The organism is Streptomyces sp. NPDC001027 (genome assembly GCF_040299045.1).
In the GTDB taxonomy this organism is placed as follows: domain Bacteria; phylum Actinomycetota; class Actinomycetes; order Streptomycetales; family Streptomycetaceae; genus Streptomyces.
In genome coordinates this window covers 15,544-31,992 of record NZ_JBEPBI010000013.1, presented here as the reverse complement: position 1 = coordinate 31,992, position 16,449 = coordinate 15,544, and the positions used below count along the sequence as shown (strand labels likewise).

Genomic DNA, 16,449 nt, shown 5'->3' with positions numbered 1-16,449 from the left:
AGGGGGTATCTCGAAGGAGTGTGGGTTGTGGAACTGGCGATGGCGGCTGAGGAACTGAAGACGGTGGTCAACCGGCTGCGCCGGGCGCAGGGCCAGATCGCCGGTGTGATCAAGATGATCGAGGAGGGGCGGGACTGCGAGGACGTGGTCACCCAGCTCGCCGCGGCGTCCCGGGCTCTGGACAAGGCCGGTTTCGCGATCATCGCCACGGGTCTGCAGCATTGCCTGACCGATGCGGACATGGCCGCTTCCGGTGACCGGGAGCAGATGCGGGCCCGGCTGGAGAAGTTGTTTCTGTCTCTGGCCTGAGCCGTGGCCGCGATGCCGAGTCATCGGTCTGACTCCTCAGGTGAGGGCGTCGATGAGCATGAAGGCGGCCACGGCCAGCAGCACGACGGCGAAGGTCCGTTGCAGCAGGGTGCCTGTGACTTTGGCTGCCAGGCGTTTGCCGTCCCAGGCGCCCAGGATCGCCGCCCCGGTGAAGGGGCCGATGACTGCCCAGTTGACGCCGGCGGTGGTGGCACCGCGGGTGGACAGGGACGCCAAAGAGTTCGTCGAGATGACCAGCAGGCTGGTGCCGACGGCGGCCTGCATCTCGAACGCCAGCACGGTGACCAGGGCCGGGACGGCGAGGAAGCCTCCGCCGACCCCGAGCAGTCCGGTCAGCGCGCCGAGCCCGGCGCCGGTTCCGGCGGCCTTGGCGGGCTGCGCCTCGCCGGCCGCCGGGCCGGTGTCGGCACGGCTGGGGCGCAGCATCTTGACGGCGGCGAGTGCGGCGACGGCAGCGAACGCGGCGGTCAGTACTGGCTGGGGCAGGCGGGATGCCGCCGCTCCTGCTGCAGCCGCGGGCAGGAGTCCGGCCGCAGCGAACAGGGCGCCGGCTCTCCATCGGACGTTTCCGGTGCGGGCGTGGGCGTACAGGGCGGTGAGCGAGGTGGCCGTGACGATGATCAGGCTGGCCGTGGTCGCGGCGGCCGGTGTGAAGCCGAGCAGGTAGATCAGCGCCGGGACGGCCAGGACGCTGCCGCCCCCGCCGAGCGCGCCGAGCGCGAGACCGACCACCGCCCCCGCGATCAGGGCCAGGATCAGAGCACTCACGCTATGACGCCCTGCTTACCGCCCGGCACGATGACCGGCAGCCCCGCACGCGCCCAGGCAGTCATGCCGCCGGTGACGTCCGCGGCCTGAACACCGCGTCCGGCCAGCAGCTTGGCGGCCTGCTGGGAGCGGTGACCTGAACGACAGATCGTGACCACCGGCCTGCCCTGCGCGGTCGTCGGGAGCGGCGCCCCTGCCGCAAGCCGGGAGAGGGGCAGGGGCAGCGCGTCGGGCGCGTGCCCGGCGTTCCACTCCGGTGTTTCGCGGACGTCCAGCAGGACGGCGGTGCGGTCGCTGGTCTGCTGGTGGGCCTGCTGGGGGGTGAGGCGGCCGGGGCTGCGGCGGAGAAGCGAGAACATCGTTCGATCACCTTCGTGCGGTGGCGAGGTAAGAGGTGTCAGTGGGTGCCGTCGGGGCGGGTGAGGGTCAGTCCTGCTTCGGTGGCGGCGTCGAATCCGTCGTCGATGGCGACCACGTCACGGCCGGCGGCATCGAGCAGGGAGGCGGCGATCGCCGCGCGCATCCCTCCGGCGCAGTGCACCCAGACCACACCGCCCGGCACCTCGCCGATGCGGCCGTGCAGCTCGTGGATCGGGATGTGGACGGACCCGTCGATGTAGCTGCCCGCGCGCTCCGAGTCCCGGCGCACGTCCAGAACGACGATGTCGTCGCCGCGCTCACGGAAATCGGCAAGGTCGGCGAAGCGGGCACGGGGGAAGGAGGCGATCTGCTCACCCTCACGGATCCAGTCGGCCGGGGCACCGGTGGCGGCGGCGACCGGGCGGTCGATGCCCACCCGCGCCAGCTCCCGCTGTGCGTCGGCGATCTGCTCCGCAGTCTCGGCGAGCAGAGTGACGGGCTTGCCCCACGGGATCAGCCAGGCCAGGTAGGTGGCGAGCTTGCCCTCGCCCTCGAAGTTGAGCGCTCCGGCCACGTGCCCCTCGGCGAAGGCCATGCGGCTGCGCAGGTCCACCACCCACTCGCCCGCGGCCAGCCGTGAGGCGATCTCCTCGGCGTCCGCACGCCTCGGCGGGGTGAGGTCGACCGGTGCGGGACCTGCGGCGTTGGCCGGGCCCATGTGCGCGTAGTAGGCGGGTACGTCGTCCAGCCCGGCGAGCATCCGGGCAACGAAGGTGTCCACATCCAGGGTCAGCGCGTCGTTGGTCTCGCGCTCCTTGCCGATCGTGGTTGCGTCTCCCTCGGCCTGCGAGGAGGAGCAAAAGCTGCCGAACCCGTGGGTGGGCAGTACCGGCACCTCGTCGGCCAGCCGGTGGGCGGAGGCGTGCTGGGCGCGGGCCAACTGCTCGGTCAACCGTGGCTCGACCAGGTCAGGGCGGCCGACGGAGCCGATCAGCAGGGATCCGCCGGTGAAGGCCGCCACACCGCGTTCGTCCTCCGTGAGGGCGTAGGAGGTGTGGTGCGGGGTGTGCCCGGGCGTGGCGATCGCGCGCAGCACCAGCCCCTCGTCCACGGTCACGGTGTCGCCGTCTGTGACCGGGGTGTGGTCGAACGACACGTTGGCCCCGGTCGGCACCAGGTACCGGGCACCGGTGACGCGCGCCAGCTCCAGACCGCCGGTGACGTAGTCGTTGTGCACGTGCGTCTCGGCCACGAAAGCGATACGCACCCCACGGCGGGCCGCTGCGGCAATGGCCTGGTCGATGTCCCGCGGCGGGTCTATGACCACCGCGGCACCGGGTCCGCCGGCCAGATAGCTGCGGTTGCCCAGGCCCTCGAACTCCAGGGTGTCGACGAAGAACACGACTCACGACTCCTTTCAAAGAATGTACCCCGGGGGGTATCTGACCTTCACCCTAACAGCTATACCCGGGGGGGTATTCCATAGGTGGGGAGCCCCCCTTCAAGGCTTCAGCTGACGCCCGCCGGGTACCCGGCGGGGTATATAGGAATCAGTCGTTCCGCACTATCCGGGAGTGTCCGTGTCCTACGACCGCACCGTCCGTCTCGACACCGACTTCGACACCGCCGTGACCGCCGTACGTAAGGCCCTGGCCGATCAGGGCTTCGGCATCCTCACCGAGATCGACGTCAAGGCCACCCTCAAAGCCAAACTCGGCCACGACATGGAGGACTACCTGATCCTCGGCGCCTGCAACCCGCCGCTAGCCCATCAGGCCCTTGAAGCCGACCGCAGCATCGGGCTGCTCCTGCCGTGCAACGTCGTGGTCCGCCGCCACGGCGCTCGTCCAGGCTCTCGACCCAGGCACCCTAGTCACCCTCACCGGCCTGCCCGCCCTGGAGCCGGTCGCCGCCGACGCCACGGCCCGACTGGATGCCGCCCTGCGCTCCCTCACCTGACCCATTCCCGCCCGGCCGATGCCCCCAGGCGGACTCCAGTCGAGGAAGGTTGAGCAGACGCCTCTGGCAAGTGACCGGCTGCTTCTGAGAGCAGCCCACAGCCGATCATGCTTCTGCAGGTCGCAACTTGCAGAACCTCTCTCGCGCATCGGCGCTACGGGGAAGCGATCAACGCTCCTTGCCATGTCGGCCCGCCAGCCCCCAGCTGCTGGAGCAGCCCGCCCTCGCCGGTCAGCTGCAGACCCTCGGCTCGGGCCCGGCCCACCAGCTCGTCGATCAACTGGTCGTCTACAGCCTTCGCCCGTACAGCCTCCATGGGCTCGACAGACTCAGATCCGGACACGTTCTCACTGGTCATCGATGCGTCTTCCATGATCGGGAGTTACACCGAACGTCTTACAGTCCCGCGCAAGGTCTCGACGGCACCTCTTTGTGGTGATGGCGTTGTCACGTTGTTGGGTGGGGGGCTGTCTGACGGTGTGCCGGGGCGTGGTGGAGCCGATTCCGGGCTTGCTCACGGCGCGGTGGGAAGGCTGGCGACGCGGGTGATCTGCTCCCAGATGGTGAAGCGGACGTCATCTCGGCGCGGTAGTGGTGTGCGGGCATCAGGTGGCGGCGGGGCCGGAAGTGGGGCGAGATGCCGCTGAACGCGGAGAGGAACCGTTGTGCTCCGCCCACGGAGCGGAAGCCCTTCATCGCCCGTTCCCGCTGCCTGGTGGGTTGGTGGCTGTTCTCCGACCGGTTGTTCAGGTGTTTCGACTGGCGGTGCTCGACGCAGGGTATGACCTCGCGGCGGGCGGCGCCGTATGAGCGGAGCTTGTCGGTGACGGCCACCCGCGGCACCGTGCGGGTCTTCTCCAGCAGGCGCAAGAAGCGTCTGGCCGCGGCCTCGTCCGCCGGTTCTGCACCAGGATGTCGAGGACGTTGCCGTTTTGGTCGATGGCCCGCCATAGGTACTGCAACCGTCCGTTGATCTTGATGAAGACCTCGTCCAGGTGCCACTTGTCCCCGGGCCGGGGCTGCCGGCGGCGCAGCGCGCCTGTGTAGGCCTGCCCGGACTTCGGGGGTGACCCGCGGCGGGAGAGCGTAGTGCCCCCTGGAAGGGGGTCAGGAACACCCTGACGCTCCTGACCGACGACGCACGTCAGGGTTTCGTTGACACAGGGTCTTGGGTGCCTACTCGTCTGGAACGTGACCGATGACCCACCATTCGTCTATGTCTGCTTCGTCCAGGTCCACGATGAGTCGGTCTGTCATACGCCCGATCTCGGCTTCATCTGACGTCGCGGGAAGGCTGGCCCGCAACCCGCTTGAGGCTTCCCAGTATTCGCGAAAGATCGGATTCTGAAGCATGCCGCGCAGGTACCCGAAGAGCTCCGCCTTCGTGGTGAGTCCAAGCCTCCAGGCGAGCAGCGCATTGGTGTACATGGCGTTGGCGACGAGGTACTGCCGACGCCTCGTGTCATCAACGTCCCGGTCGTACGTGTCGAATACGGCGGCCAGGTCTGGATCATCAAGCGCCTTGATCAGTAGATCCATATGGAGGCGCTGCTGCTCGATGAGCCGCGTTTCGCGGGTGTCGGCCAGTCGATTCTGTCCGGCATACCGAGGGCGCCCCATAAGTAGGTTGCGGTCTCGGACACGTGCGAGCAGTCGCGCGGCCCCACCTCGCATCCTTCCTGCCCACACCCTTGGCGTTTCAGGCTCACGTAGGGACGCTTCCATCTGACTCAGGATTTCCCGGTGGACGCGAAGGGCGTCTTGCCGGGTCGGCTCCCGGTGCATCCCTACGTCGAGAACCGCCGTAGCTATCTCCTGGAGAGACCGGCTGCTGAAATCCGGGTAGACGGAGGAGACCATGTCCTGCATGAGACGGCCCAACGGGACCCTCTCGGAGGGCCCCCCACCGTGGTTCAAGTGGTCACTCATTGGCCACACGCCCAACACTTGTAAGCCTGAGCCAGACTGAACGCCAGAGTCTGTGCCGTGAGTTCCGCCGTGCGCTCCGCCTCGTCTGGCGACATGCCCTCAAGTTCCGCCGCTCTGTCTGCTATGTGCTGCACCGTGCGGGTCCAGTGGTCCTTCGCCATGTCAACGTCTCCACGATGAGGCTTCTCGATGAAGTCCCTGACAAACGCGCGCGCATTCCGGCCGTCACGGCTCAGCTCGTACAGAGACCTCATAGGCCGCTCGAGCGTGACGGCGCTCCTGAACTGCCGGCCGGCGGCGGGGCCGGCATTCGCGGGGGCGGACCCGGACCTCCGGCCCGAGCACGCATCTGCTCGAGGAGGGCTTCAAGCGCGATCGTCCGGCGCCCCTCTATTTTCCGCGTCACGAGGTAGCCCGCCGTCGCACCGATGAACGCTGGAACGATGAGCCACCCGGCCAGCGACAGCACGTACCCGAAAACAGGAACGGCTGCTTCGGCCGGTGGCTTGAGCCCTACAAGGACCTCATACGCCGCTCGCCAGCCCAGCAGGACGCCCCCTAGGACGTACACCACCATGAAGCAGAGGAGCCACAACGAAGCGTGCTTGATCATCCAGTACTGCGTGCGGCCGAACCGCGACAGCGAACGCACCCGGTCCCTCGCGGTCTCCTGCCAGGTGTTCCGAGGCACCTGCGGGGCGGGCTGACTCATGACGGCAAGGTAGCGAAGAACGTCAGATTGCGGCAGAGGGCCAAACGTAGCGCCGCCGACAGGGATCGGTCCCGGTAAGGGCTACCCCAAGATCAACAGCTTTTACGCAACCGGGCTCGTGCTGCACTCGATCGCTGCGAACTGGACTGAACTCGAGTCCGAACAGCCCGCGGTCGGCAGCCGGAACCACACATTCGCCGCTGCCAGGCAATGGCACGTCGAACGACGACACCTGGTCGGTCGCGGCCTGGTCCTCGGGGGTGAAGGTGCCGGCGCGTGGCCGCGGCGGCGAAGGAGCATCTGCGGAGTGGAGCCGCTGCCGCGGCAACTTGATGGTGTTCGTGTGAGAAATGAAGGAAGAGGGGTGTGACGGGAAGGCGAAGGCGTCTGTGTCCGCCTCTAGCGGGCTGTCGCGGCCCTCAAGGTCGAATCTGCCGACCCCTCAGAGTTAGCCCCTCCAAGGTGCCATTCTGTGAGTCGCTTTTGTGTCATATGTACTCTAGGGACCTCAAGCCGTGCTTGAAATCTGCGGTGTGGGACGATCGAGCGGTGACTCGAGGCATAGACAGTGACCGCACTCTGGAGGAGCTTGAGCTCGACCGATGGCCGGCCCCGCCAGTTGATGCAAGTCGCCTCATTGCAACGGCGCATGCCCTTCGGCGTCGGCCGATCGGCAAGCTGACCGTTGAGGACATGCGTCTCCTGATCGGACAGGACGTGGGGCTCGCTCATCTCCTGCCGCTCGCGTTGAGGGTGTTGCGCGACGACCCCATGGCTGAGGGCGACATGTACCCAGGCGATCTGCTGTTCGCGGTTGTGACCAGAAGCCCGGCCCTCTGGAAGGAGAGGCCGGACCTCGGCCGAGAACTGCGCGTCATCGTCTCGGAACTGACCGACCTGCCGCCGTTCTTGACCCAGGCAACGGCGATTTTTCTGGCCCGATAGGTGTTCGACGTGGGGCAGCCTGTCGCACTGCTTACAAGGGCTGCAGAACGAGGCAACGCCGTCCCGACCGCACTGCGGGGCAGCCGCGCGTCAGGAAGCGCAAGACAGGCGACTCGTGCAGAGGCTGTCGTCCCGGCCAACGCGGATTTCAGGTCGCTGCGGATCACATACCAGCCTGCCGGAGCACTGCCGACGGAGAAACCGTGGCAGAGGCCGCTTCGTTTCGGCAGGCCGCCCGGCTTCCCCGCCTCCGTGTGGGGCAACGGCCTCTGACGCCGACGAGCTCGTCGACCAGTTGCTGGCTTCGCTTGGCCTCAAGCTCAGCGGTCTTCCCGAGTGCACGCTGACGATGATGCGGTCGATGCTCACCGACCAGGCAGCTGCCATCACATCCCGGCCGCTCTCGGCCGGTAGATCGATAGCGTCGTTGCCGCCATGCGCCCTGCCGAGGATGGATCCCGAACTACGGGCTGCGCTGGCGGTCACCGCGTTGCTGTGTGTGACCATCGGCCTGCGGCTCCTCGGTCTGGCCTCCTTCACGAAGCCCCTGCGGATCACATCGCCGCGTTGCTCCGCCCCGCCATCAAGGCCCTGGCAGGACCGCCGGGGTGAAGCCGATGCCTCGCTCGCTCGGAGTGTGAGCAGGCTGTGCTCAGGCTCGGCAGCGGTAGTAGGGGTGGAACGGGCTCCACCGAGTTTCCGTGTCGGCTTCAGTGGGTTGGCGCGGTGGCGGGATGGGGGGAAGAACGCTTCGTAGATCCTCGGGCTTCGGTGGAGGGCGACGGACGTGTGGGTGGAGAAATGCTGCTCAACCTCCGTCTGGTCCGCCCCATCCGGTACAGCCATCCAGTACCCCCAGCACGCCCAACCGCGCAACTAGGGTGCGTGACAGGAGTCGAACCGACTCGGGTCGTTGAGTAAACGACTCGCTTGTGTGAGACAGGACAGCACTGCGCCACTCCCCCACTCCTTGATGCTTCAGGTCCTCGGTGATTACGCCGTAATCACCGAGGACCAGTAGACGGACCGATCTGGTCGCCATGCGGGGGATGGGCGCGCTCCGGATGGTCGTCGTCGCGGGGCGGTCGCAGGCGCTGTGCCGGCAAGGGAGGTGATTACGGCGTAATCACCGTCGTGGGGTGGGAGTTCAGCCGGGTTGCCTTCGATGGCGTTCAGACGTCCGCAACAACTTGGTCTACCTAACGTGTCGATGGTGCCTTTGATCATGGACGTTAGTATGGTGTCCTGCATGAGTTCGCCAGCCACCTCCAGCGACCGCGAGAAGGTCGTCTCCAAACTGCCGGGATGGCTCCGGCAGAACCTCAAGATCAGAACCGCCCAACACGGCATCGACATCCAGACCGCCGTGGAACAAGGCATCAGCGACTGGTGCAACCTGGCCTCCACCACCGCACCCGTCGATACCGCAGGCGCCGACTCCTTCTCCACCTTCCTGCCCCCCGGGCAGTGGGAAGGCTTCCGACAGGTCACCGCCGACCGTGGCGTCTCCCTCATCCAGGGCCTGGCCCAGTCCGTCCAGCTCTGGCTCGACAGCAACCCAGCGCCCGAGATCGAACGGCCCACCGTCACCCGCCGCATCATCGTCTGCAACCAGAAAGGCGGCGTCGGCAAGACGGCGATCACCGCCGGCCTCGGCGAAGCCCTCGCCGAAGACTCCAACGGCCTGCACTCCGTGCGCGTCGCCAAGGCGCTCGCCAAAGCCCTACGAGCGAGCGACGCACACCCCGAGACAGAGCCGACCAGCGACCCCCTCGACATCGAGAACCTGCCCGGCCTCGGACTGCGCGTACTGCTGGTCGACTTCGACCCACAGTGCCACCTCAGCAACCAACTCGGCGCTGCTCCACTGCCGATGAATGGCGACAGCCTCACCAACCACATGGCCGGCGACCCCAAGGGCGCCCTCTGCGACCTCATCGTCTCCATCGACGAGGACACCTTCGGCGGGCGCCTCCACCTCCTGCCGGCCTGCAACGACGCCTTCCTCCTCGACGTAAGGCTGTCCGCAGTACGCGCACGAGAAGCCGCCCTGGAACGCGCACTCGCCCCCCTCGAAGCCGACTACGACGTCATCCTCATCGACTGCCCGCCCAGCCTCGGCCTCAGCATGGACGCCGCCGCCTACTACGGCCGCCGCCGCGACGGCGAAAAGCCCGGCCAATCCGGCGCCCTCATCGTCGTACAGGCCGAAGACAGCTCCGCCGACGCCTACGAACTGCTCACCACCCAGATCGACGACCTCCGCGGCGACCTCCAGGTCGACATCGACTACCTCGGCATCGTCGTCAACCTCTACGACTCCCGCCGCGGCTACATCGCCACCTCCTCGCTCCAAGGATGGGTCGACATAAAGGATCCACGAGTCGTCGGCCTCATCGGCGACCTCAAGGAGCAGAAGGAAGCAGTCCGGATGAAGCAGCCGCTGCTGTCGTATGCTCCCAAATCGCAGCAGGCGATCGGCATGCGCGCACTGGCCAGGGAGATCGCATGAGCAAGGCCGACCAACTGGGAGCCGGCCGCTTCGGCGGCACCCGTCCCGTGAGCGCGCGTCGTCAGGCCGTCGCCGCCGCCACAGGCGTTCCCACCGACGGCATCGCCCCACCCACCCAGCTCTCGCCGCACCGCATCAGCCTCAACCCCGACAACCCCCGCTCCAAACTGGGTGACCTCACCGACCTGGCGGGAAGCCTCGAAACTCACGGCCAGAAGCAGGCCATCACGGTCATGAACCGCGACGCCTACCTCCAAGCCAATCCGCAGCGCGAGGCCGACCTCGAAGCGGACACCACCTACGTCGTCATCGACGGCAGCAGTCGTCTCGCCGCCGCCCGCGAAGCCGGACTCACCACGGTCAAAGTCATGGTCAGCGACGACCAAGGAACGACCGCTGAAGAGCTCCTCGAGTCCGCTCTCGTTGCCAACATCCACCGACAAGACCTTGAGGAACTCGACGAAGCCCGGGCTCTGCAACGGCTCCTGGCCATACACGGGAGCCAGCGGGCCCTGGCGAAACGGCTTCACCGATCCCAAGGCTGGGTGTCCCAGCGTCTCGCACTGCTCAACCTGACTCCCGAACTGCAGTCCCGCATCGGCAAGGAACCTATCGACCTGCTGCGCGCTGTCGGCAACAAGCCCGCCGACGAGCAGGAAGCGGCCCTGGACGAGCTGAAGGCAGAACGTGCGAGGAAAGAAGAAGCGAAGGCACACGCGTCCAGGCCTCACCCTTCGCAGCCAGCTGAAAATGCGGAGGCCGGCCCCACAGCGGGGGAGCAGGGTGGTGATTACGGCGTAATCACCAAGGCGTCGGCCTCGCCGACTCAAAGGGGGACCAAGGGAGAATCGCCCAATGCCGGTCAGGCGGCTGGCACGGACGATGAGCTGCCGACTGGGAGGCCGGGGGAGGCCACGCCATCTGTCCCCGCACAAGCGACCACCGTCCCAGCGGCAGCTGGTGCAGAGGACCAGAAACCGAAGCGGTTCCCCTACGAGGACGGCGTCTATGCTGCGCAGCATCTGATCCACAAGATGCCGTCGGACGAGTTCAGCAAGATGCTGGACCTGCTCATTCAGCACAGGGACAGTCAGCCCGCCCCGGTCGGTTGACCCCGTGCAGCAGCCAGCCACGACCTAGCGGTATCGAGAGCGAGGGCCGGTTTCCCACGTGCGGGAAACCGGCCCTTCGTCGTTTCCTGCTTCACGACCCACCAAGGACATGGCACGGACCCGGCGTCAGAAGACGCGCGGGGCTCCGGCCACGACCTCGATTCCGTACCGCCCAGTCGCCCGGCTACCCGCGCCGGACCCGCAGACCCCGGGCGCGCACCGGACCGCCTGCGGGTTCCTAGAGGGCACCGTTGCGGTGCATGGCGCATAGGACATCGGTTCGTAGAGCTGGCCGCGGTCATCTGGTCCGCGTCGACAGAGCGACAGGCTGCCCTCGTCGACAGCGCAGAGCCCACAAGCTCGGCCCCTGGCTTTGACAGCGGTCCATGGCCCCGCTTGGCGCTCTTGGGTTCTACAGGTGGTTGCAACACCTGACCCTGCGGGGTGTTGCGATGGCCAAGCCGCGGCGAACATCGAAGAAGCGCGGACCTGCTCCGTTGGCGGACAAGCGTGATCATTACCTTCGCCTCAGGGCGCAAAGATGCGTCGGCGGTGGCGGATGTCGGCGTCCATGGCGTGCGGGGCTGTGATGGTGCAGTCCTGCGGCACGGTCCGTATAGCGAGGCAAACACCACTGGTGATCTGGCAGCGCTGGCCGACCGCGACGCCGGGCCCGATGCTGATGTTGTTGCCGGTCTGGGTGTCGTCTCCGATGAGCGCCCCGAACTGGGTTGTGCCTGAGCGGTACAGGCCGTTCGCGGTCCGCATGATCACTTCCCGGTCGGGCCGGCGCATGTCTGCGGTCATGTTGATCGCGGCTACGGTGACGCTGGCGGACAGGTGGGTGCGGGTCCCGAGGATCGTTCGGTTGACGCCGATCCGGTGCCCGAGAACGGCTCCTTCTCCGACGAACGTGGCTGTGACTTCGCAGTTGAAGCCGATCTGGGCGCCGGCGCACAGGACGCTGCCCTTGCGCACGGTCGTGAATTCGTGGACCTTGACGTCCGGTCCGATGATCACGTCGTCGCCGATGATCGCCGTGGGGTGGATGAACGCGGAGGGGTGGATGCGCTGGCTCTTCCCCAGCGCGATCAGGGCTTCGCGGTGGAGGCCCGTCCACTGTGCCAGGAAGGCGGATAGCTCGAACGTCTCCAGGCCGCCGTAGACGGTCGTGGCGATGGCGCCCTCGGTGGGCGCGGTGACGTAGTCGCCGAGGTTGATCCGGTCCACTGCTGTGGCCCTTCCGTACGGTCCGGGGCCTGGGACCGGCAGGGGTAGGCTCGCCGTTCATCTGGCCTCGGAAGGAAGTGGTGGTGGTCGTGACCCGGCCGCGTGTGGGTGTCGCCGTGCTGACGATGGGGGACCGGATGCCGGAACTGCTGGCGCTGCTCGCTTCGGTGGCCCAGCAGGAGGAACCGGCGGCCCGGGTCGTGGTGGTCGGCAACGGTGCGGCGCTGCCGGATCTGCCCGACGGGGTGACCGGGGTGGAGCTGGAGGAGAACCTGGGGGTGTCCGGCGGCCGCAACGTCGCGTGGCGCCGCCTGCGGGACTTCGGGGACGTCGACGTCCTGGTGGACCTGGACGACGACGGCCTGCTGACCGAGACCGACGTCTTCCGGCGGATCGCCGACCTGTACGCGGCAGACCGCCGGCTGGGCATCGTCTCGTTCCGGATCGCGGACGAGACCGGCCAGACGCAGCGGCGGCATGTGCCCCGCCTGCGGGCAGGCGACCCGATGAGGCGCGGCCTGGTGACGACGTTCCTGGGCGGCGGGCACGCCCTGTCGATGCCGATGCTCGAGGAGACCGGCGGCTGGCCGGACGCCTTCTTCTTCACGCACGAGGAGACCGATCTGGCCTGGCGGGCGGTGGACCGCGGCTGGGACATCCTCTATGAACCGCAGCTGGTGCTCCAGCACCCGAAGACGTCTCCGGCCCGGCACGCGGTCTACTACCGGATGACAGCCCGCAACCGGGTCTGGCTGGCCAAGCGGCGCCTGCCCGCACCGCTGGTGCCGGTCTACCTCGGCGTGTGGGCGGCGCTGACCGTGGCCCGCACCCGTTCCGCGGCGGGGCTGCGCGCCTGGTTCGGGGGGTTCGCCGAGGGCATCCGGACGCCTGGCGGCCCGCGGCGTCCGATGCGCTGGGGGACGGTCTGGCGCCTGACCCGGCTGGGCCGGCCACCGATCGTCTAAGCCGCGGCCGGCTCCCGCCGCAGCCAGTCCGGCACGGCACCCGGGGTGTCCTGGAGCCACTTCACGTAGCGGGCCACGCCCTCGGCGATGGTGACCTTCGGCTTCCAGCCCAGGACGTTCTCCATGCGGCGGGTGGCGGCGTATCCGCCGAGGGGGTCGCCGGCCGGGAGGGGCGTCGTCAGAAGCGGCGTGTTCGGGTAGTGCGCCTGGACCAGCTGGGCGACCTGCCTGACGCTGGTCGGGACGCCTGTTCCGATGTTCACGGTCTCGGTGTGAGCGCGTGCGCTGGTCAGGGCCCTCAACGTGCCTTCGGCTATGTCGTCCACGTGGACCATGTCCCGCACCTGCCGGCCGCCGCCGTTCAGGCGGAGCGGGAGACCGAGGTGGGCCCGCGCTGCGAACCAGGCGACGACCCAGGAATGGGAATGGGGCTTGACGGTCTGCGGTTCGCCGTAGACGGAGAAGTAGCGGACGATCGCGTACGACGTGCCCACTTGGCCCAGGACGAGCGCGGTCTGTGCCTCGCCCCACGCCTTCGTGTTGCCGTAGACGGACTTCGGGCGCGTTTGGGTGAACTCGTGGAACCGGGGTGGGATACGGCCGTGGACGGACTCCAAGAGCTGGCGCATGGTGAGCAGTTCGGGTCTGTCGGTCTCCTCGGGATTGCCGTCGCCGTAGACGCTGGCTGAGGAGACGAAAACCATCCGGCGCACGCGGTCCGTCGCCGCGACGGCGTCCAGGACGTGCTGGGTGCCGGCCACGTTGGTGTCGATGGCGGCCAGCGGTTCGCGGGTGCAGGCAGCGACGTCTGCCAGGGCGGCGGCGTGAATCACGTAGTCCGAGTCCGCGACCAGCTTCCGCACGAGCGCGGTGTCCCGGACGTCCCCCAAGATCACGTCCGGGTTCCCGACGCGGACGCCAAACAAGTCGGCGTACACGGGCGCGGGGTAGGCGTTCATGGTGCACAGGGCCACCGGGCGGGCGCCCAGGTCCCGCAGGCGAGCGGTGATGCGGGAGCCGATGAGCCCGGCGCCGCCCGTCACCAGGACGGTGGCGCCCGCCAGAGCGCCGAGGTCTGAGAAGTGGTCCACGATGCCTCCAGAGAACAGGGTCCGGGTGGAACGCGACAGGCGGCCGGCCTCGCAATCAGTGAAGCCGCGGTCACTGCGCGCGGGTACCGTGAGGAGTGCAGCAGCCTGTTCAATCCGTTCAAGATTGGCTCAGGGGGCGCGAGTTGACGGAGCGTCGAAATCCGAACACCGCGCTCGCGGACGCCATCGCCGAGGCCGGCTGCACCTACGAGTCCCTGGCCAGGGAGGTCCGCACCGTCGCCGCCGAAGCAGGGGAGAGGCTGCACACCTCGCGCTCAGCCGTTCACTCCTGGGTCGCGGGCGGTACCCCAAGCGGTCAGACCCGCTCGTACATCGCCGAGGCTCTCACCAGAAGGATGAAACGGAAGGTCACGCTCACCGAGATCGGTCTAGGCTGCGCAGGCATCGGGGACGCCCTGGGGCCCGATCCGCTGGCCAGCGCCACCGACCTTGGGAGGTTCGTGATGCTCCGCCGTAGGGAGTTCCTCAACGCCGCCTTCGCCACGGCCGCCGTCAGCCTGCCCCTCGCGTACGACCACGAGGCGATCGCCGCCACCCTCAGAGCGGCCGAGTGCGGCGCCGGCGTCGGGCCCGAGGAGGTCGCCACCATCGGGCAGCTCACAGAGACCTTCCGGAGGGCGGACCACCGCTTGGGCGGAGGACACGGCCTGACGACGGCGACCGCATACCTCACGGACACGGTCGTTCCCATGCTCGAGGGGCGCTTCAGATCGGAATCGACACGCCGCAGCGCATTCGGAGCGGCAGCCACACTGGCATGTCTGGTCGGCTGGAAGCATCACGACCTGAGCCGTGAAGGCGCCGCCCAGCGCTACTACCTGCTCGGCTTCCAGCTGGCCTGCGAATCCGACCCTCACGGGCACGGCGCATGGATGATGCGGGCCATGACCCACCAGGCACTCGACCTCGGTCACCCCGGCTCATGCGTCGACCTGGCGGAGGAAGCACTGCGGCGCGCGTCGGGCAAGGTCGACCGGCAGACTGAGGCGCTCCTGCTCGTCACCTGCGCCAGGGCGTACGGGGCCGTCGGGCAGGGCGTGAAGGCCGCGGCCTCCCTGTTGAAGGCCGAAGACGCAATGCTGGCCGACAATGATCGGCCGCCTTCTTACGCCGCAGCTTCCGGGCCCGTTTCGGCCACCGTCGCCTCCCACACCGGCAAGACCCTCACGGAAATCAAAGACCACCGGGCGGCGGAGAAGCACTACCGCGCTGCACTCAAGGGCCGGGTGCCGGGCGCCTACCAGCGCGTGCACGGCCTCACCATGGTCAACCTCGGCAAGTCGGTCGCAGCCCAGCACCGGCACGAAGAGGCCGTGGCCCTGTGGAGCCGCTCCCTCGACTTCATGGACGGCGTGACCTCCGACCGCAACCGCAAGGAGATCACGTCGATCCAGTCCGCAGCAGCCGGCTACCGAAGGCGCCGAGTTCCCGGATCTGAGGCCCTCACCCAGCGGGCTTCAGAATCGTGCTGATCCTCGACGACGACGGCCTGCTGCCCCAGACCGACACCCTCCGGCTGCTCAGGGAGGCATTCAACGCGAACCCCGGCCTCGGGATCGTGGGATTGCGCATCGCGGACGAGGAAGGCATCTCCCAACGCAGACACGTACCCCGTCTCGGCGGCGCCGACCCGCTCATCTCCGGGCCCGTCACGACCTTCCTGGGCGGCGCCCACGCCATCCGCATGCGAGTGATCGACCAAGTCGGCGACTTCCCCGCGCAGTTCTTCTACGCCCACGAGGAGACGGACTTCGCCTGGCGTGCCCTCGACGCCGGCTGGGAGATCGACTACCGGGCTGACCTGGTACTGACGCACCCACGCACCGCACCGTCCCGCCACGCGGTCTACTACCGCAACACCGGACGCAACCGCGTCTGGCTGGCGAAGCGACACCTGCCCGCCGTACTGGTCCCCCTGTACCTCGCCTCGTGGGCGGTGTACACCCTGGTACTACGCCCCCCACTGGCAGGGCTGAAGTCGTGGTGGGCCGGATTCTTCGAGGGTGTGCTGAGCGCCTGTCCGCCCCGTCGCCCCATGCGGTGGCGGACCGTGTGGCGCATGACCCGGCTGGGCCGACCGCCAGTGATCTAACCCGTCCGGCGTCCGACCGCCAAATGTGACCAGAGCCCGGGCCACGGCGACCCGCTGGCACTGGCCGCCGGAGACCCGATCGGTCGGCCGGGGCGGGGGCGCTCTGGCCATGGGGCCCGGTTCGCCTTCACTGGCGGGCGGGAGGGGTGGGTGTGGATGCTCCTCACCGCCGTCGGCGTGTGGCTCGGCGTGGCTCTGCTGCTGTTCGCCGCGATCCCCAACGCGCTGGCCGTCCGGCGCGACCGCGAGACGGCGCGCAGTGCCCTGAGTTGTGGCGCTAAGTCGCCGCTGGAGAAGGCGGACGACCTCCTGGTGATCGGCGAGGCCGGGACCACGTTCCGTGACAAGGAGGTACGCGGAAGGGAGTTGCAGCCCGAGGGTCCCAGGTACTACAGCCGGAGATCTTGAGGGTCGCTGATGGGT

Annotated in this window: 14 protein-coding genes and 4 pseudogenes; 9 read left to right on the top strand and 9 right to left on the bottom strand. The window is 68.1% G+C overall.

The genetic code is table 11. From position 1 onward, the window contains the following. Positions 1–27 precede the first annotated feature (27 nt). Complete coding sequence (locus tag ABT300_RS06735; RefSeq protein ID WP_018845516.1) at positions 28–309, top strand: metal-sensitive transcriptional regulator; 282 nt, start codon at positions 28–30, stop codon at positions 307–309. Positions 310–345: 36 nt separating this feature from the next. Here ABT300_RS06735 and ABT300_RS06730 read toward each other — a convergent pair whose 3' ends face one another. Genes ABT300_RS06730 through ABT300_RS06720 form a run of 3 tightly spaced genes read right to left on the bottom strand, consistent with a single transcriptional unit; the run spans position 346 to position 2,860 of the window. Further along, complete coding sequence (locus ABT300_RS06730) at positions 346–1,098, bottom strand: sulfite exporter TauE/SafE family protein (RefSeq protein ID WP_351672859.1); 753 nt, start codon at positions 1,096–1,098, stop codon at positions 346–348. Beyond that, positions 1,095–1,457 (bottom strand): rhodanese-like domain-containing protein, encoded by a 363-nt coding sequence (locus ABT300_RS06725; protein WP_351672857.1) that lies wholly within the window; start codon positions 1,455–1,457, stop codon positions 1,095–1,097. The genes ABT300_RS06730 and ABT300_RS06725 overlap by 4 nt, the downstream gene beginning before the upstream one ends. Before the next feature lie 38 nt (positions 1,458–1,495). Next, the gene (locus tag ABT300_RS06720; RefSeq protein ID WP_351672855.1) at positions 1,496–2,860 is read right to left on the bottom strand and encodes an MBL fold metallo-hydrolase; all 1,365 of its coding nucleotides are present in this window, start codon (positions 2,858–2,860) and stop codon (positions 1,496–1,498) included. A gap of 178 nt (positions 2,861–3,038) precedes the next feature. Here ABT300_RS06720 and ABT300_RS06715 point away from each other — a divergent pair. Next, a pseudogene (locus tag ABT300_RS06715) lies at positions 3,039–3,417 on the top strand (DUF302 domain-containing protein). A 154-nt stretch (positions 3,418–3,571) separates the two neighbouring features. On the opposite strand, the gene ABT300_RS06710 reads toward ABT300_RS06715, so the two are convergent. From ABT300_RS06710 to ABT300_RS06690, 4 genes and pseudogenes are all read right to left on the bottom strand, one after another. Continuing rightward, complete coding sequence (locus ABT300_RS06710; protein ID WP_351672853.1) at positions 3,572–3,775, bottom strand: hypothetical protein; 204 nt, start codon at positions 3,773–3,775, stop codon at positions 3,572–3,574. A 156-nt stretch (positions 3,776–3,931) separates the two neighbouring features. Beyond that, positions 3,932–4,505, bottom strand: a pseudogene (locus ABT300_RS06705) (IS6 family transposase); the annotation flags it as partial. Positions 4,506–4,593: 88 nt separating this feature from the next. Next, positions 4,594–5,277, bottom strand: a complete 684-nt coding sequence (locus ABT300_RS06700) for a DUF6082 family protein (RefSeq protein WP_351672851.1) — start codon at positions 5,275–5,277, stop codon at positions 4,594–4,596. 319 nt (positions 5,278–5,596) lie between these two features. Beyond that, positions 5,597–5,959 (bottom strand): DUF6313 family protein, encoded by a 363-nt coding sequence (locus tag ABT300_RS06690; RefSeq protein WP_351672947.1) that lies wholly within the window; start codon positions 5,957–5,959, stop codon positions 5,597–5,599. Positions 5,960–6,550: 591 nt separating this feature from the next. Here ABT300_RS06690 and ABT300_RS06685 point away from each other — a divergent pair. From ABT300_RS06685 to ABT300_RS06675, 3 genes are all read left to right on the top strand, one after another. After that, positions 6,551–7,003 carry a contact-dependent growth inhibition system immunity protein gene (locus ABT300_RS06685; RefSeq protein WP_351672849.1) on the top strand — a complete coding sequence of 151 codons (453 nt, stop codon included), beginning with the start codon at positions 6,551–6,553 and terminating at the stop codon, positions 7,001–7,003. A gap of 1,249 nt (positions 7,004–8,252) precedes the next feature. Then, entirely contained in the window at positions 8,253–9,515 is a 1,263-nt protein-coding gene (locus tag ABT300_RS06680; protein WP_351672847.1) for a ParA family protein, read from the top strand. Further along, positions 9,512–10,627: a ParB/RepB/Spo0J family partition protein gene (locus ABT300_RS06675; RefSeq protein ID WP_351672845.1), complete on the top strand. Its 1,116-nt coding sequence runs from the start codon at positions 9,512–9,514 to the stop codon at positions 10,625–10,627. Before ABT300_RS06680 ends, ABT300_RS06675 begins: the two co-directional genes overlap by 4 nt. A gap of 528 nt (positions 10,628–11,155) precedes the next feature. Here ABT300_RS06675 and ABT300_RS06670 read toward each other — a convergent pair. Then, positions 11,156–11,857, bottom strand: coding sequence for an LbetaH domain-containing protein (locus ABT300_RS06670; protein WP_351672843.1), 702 nt, complete (start codon positions 11,855–11,857; stop codon positions 11,156–11,158). An 89-nt stretch (positions 11,858–11,946) separates the two neighbouring features. On the opposite strand from ABT300_RS06670, the gene ABT300_RS06665 reads away from it, so the two are divergent. Then, positions 11,947–12,822: a glycosyltransferase family 2 protein gene (locus ABT300_RS06665; protein WP_351672841.1), complete on the top strand. Its 876-nt coding sequence runs from the start codon at positions 11,947–11,949 to the stop codon at positions 12,820–12,822. Here the strand turns inward: ABT300_RS06665 and ABT300_RS06660 are convergent. Beyond that, positions 12,819–13,913, bottom strand: a complete 1,095-nt coding sequence (locus ABT300_RS06660; RefSeq protein WP_351672839.1) for an NAD-dependent epimerase/dehydratase family protein — start codon at positions 13,911–13,913, stop codon at positions 12,819–12,821. The two genes, ABT300_RS06665 and ABT300_RS06660, sit on opposite strands and share 4 nt — an antisense overlap. Before the next feature lie 143 nt (positions 13,914–14,056). Here ABT300_RS06660 and ABT300_RS06655 point away from each other — a divergent pair, with 143 nt between their 5' ends. The 3 genes and pseudogenes from ABT300_RS06655 to ABT300_RS06645 form a co-directional block, all read left to right on the top strand. Further along, a complete protein-coding gene (locus tag ABT300_RS06655) occupies positions 14,057–15,406 on the top strand; it encodes an NsdA family TPR-like regulatory protein (protein ID WP_351672837.1) in 1,350 nt (449 codons plus the stop codon). Further along, a pseudogene (locus tag ABT300_RS06650) lies at positions 15,388–16,026 on the top strand (glycosyltransferase family 2 protein); the annotation flags it as partial. The gene ABT300_RS06655 and the pseudogene ABT300_RS06650, both read left to right, overlap by 19 nt. A gap of 156 nt (positions 16,027–16,182) precedes the next feature. Further along, positions 16,183–16,413 (top strand): annotated as a pseudogene (locus tag ABT300_RS06645) (hypothetical protein); the annotation flags it as partial. Positions 16,414–16,449 lie beyond the last annotated feature (36 nt).

What these genes read in the sequence shown, in the direction of transcription:
- ABT300_RS06725 (WP_351672857.1), bottom strand. Translation starts at nt 1,457, where the DNA reads ATGTTCTCGCTTCTCCGCCGCAGCCCCGGCCGCCTCACCCCCCAGCAG.
- ABT300_RS06710 (WP_351672853.1), bottom strand. Translation starts at nt 3,775, where the DNA reads ATGACCAGTGAGAACGTGTCCGGATCTGAGTCTGTCGAGCCCATGGAG.
- ABT300_RS06700 (WP_351672851.1), bottom strand. Translation starts at nt 5,277, where the DNA reads ATGGTCTCCTCCGTCTACCCGGATTTCAGCAGCCGGTCTCTCCAGGAG.
- ABT300_RS06690 (WP_351672947.1), bottom strand. Translation starts at nt 5,959, where the DNA reads ATGATCAAGCACGCTTCGTTGTGGCTCCTCTGCTTCATGGTGGTGTAC.
- ABT300_RS06685 (WP_351672849.1), top strand. Translation starts at nt 6,551, where the DNA reads ATGTACTCTAGGGACCTCAAGCCGTGCTTGAAATCTGCGGTGTGGGAC.
- ABT300_RS06680 (WP_351672847.1), top strand. Translation starts at nt 8,253, where the DNA reads ATGAGTTCGCCAGCCACCTCCAGCGACCGCGAGAAGGTCGTCTCCAAA.
- ABT300_RS06675 (WP_351672845.1), top strand. Translation starts at nt 9,512, where the DNA reads ATGAGCAAGGCCGACCAACTGGGAGCCGGCCGCTTCGGCGGCACCCGT.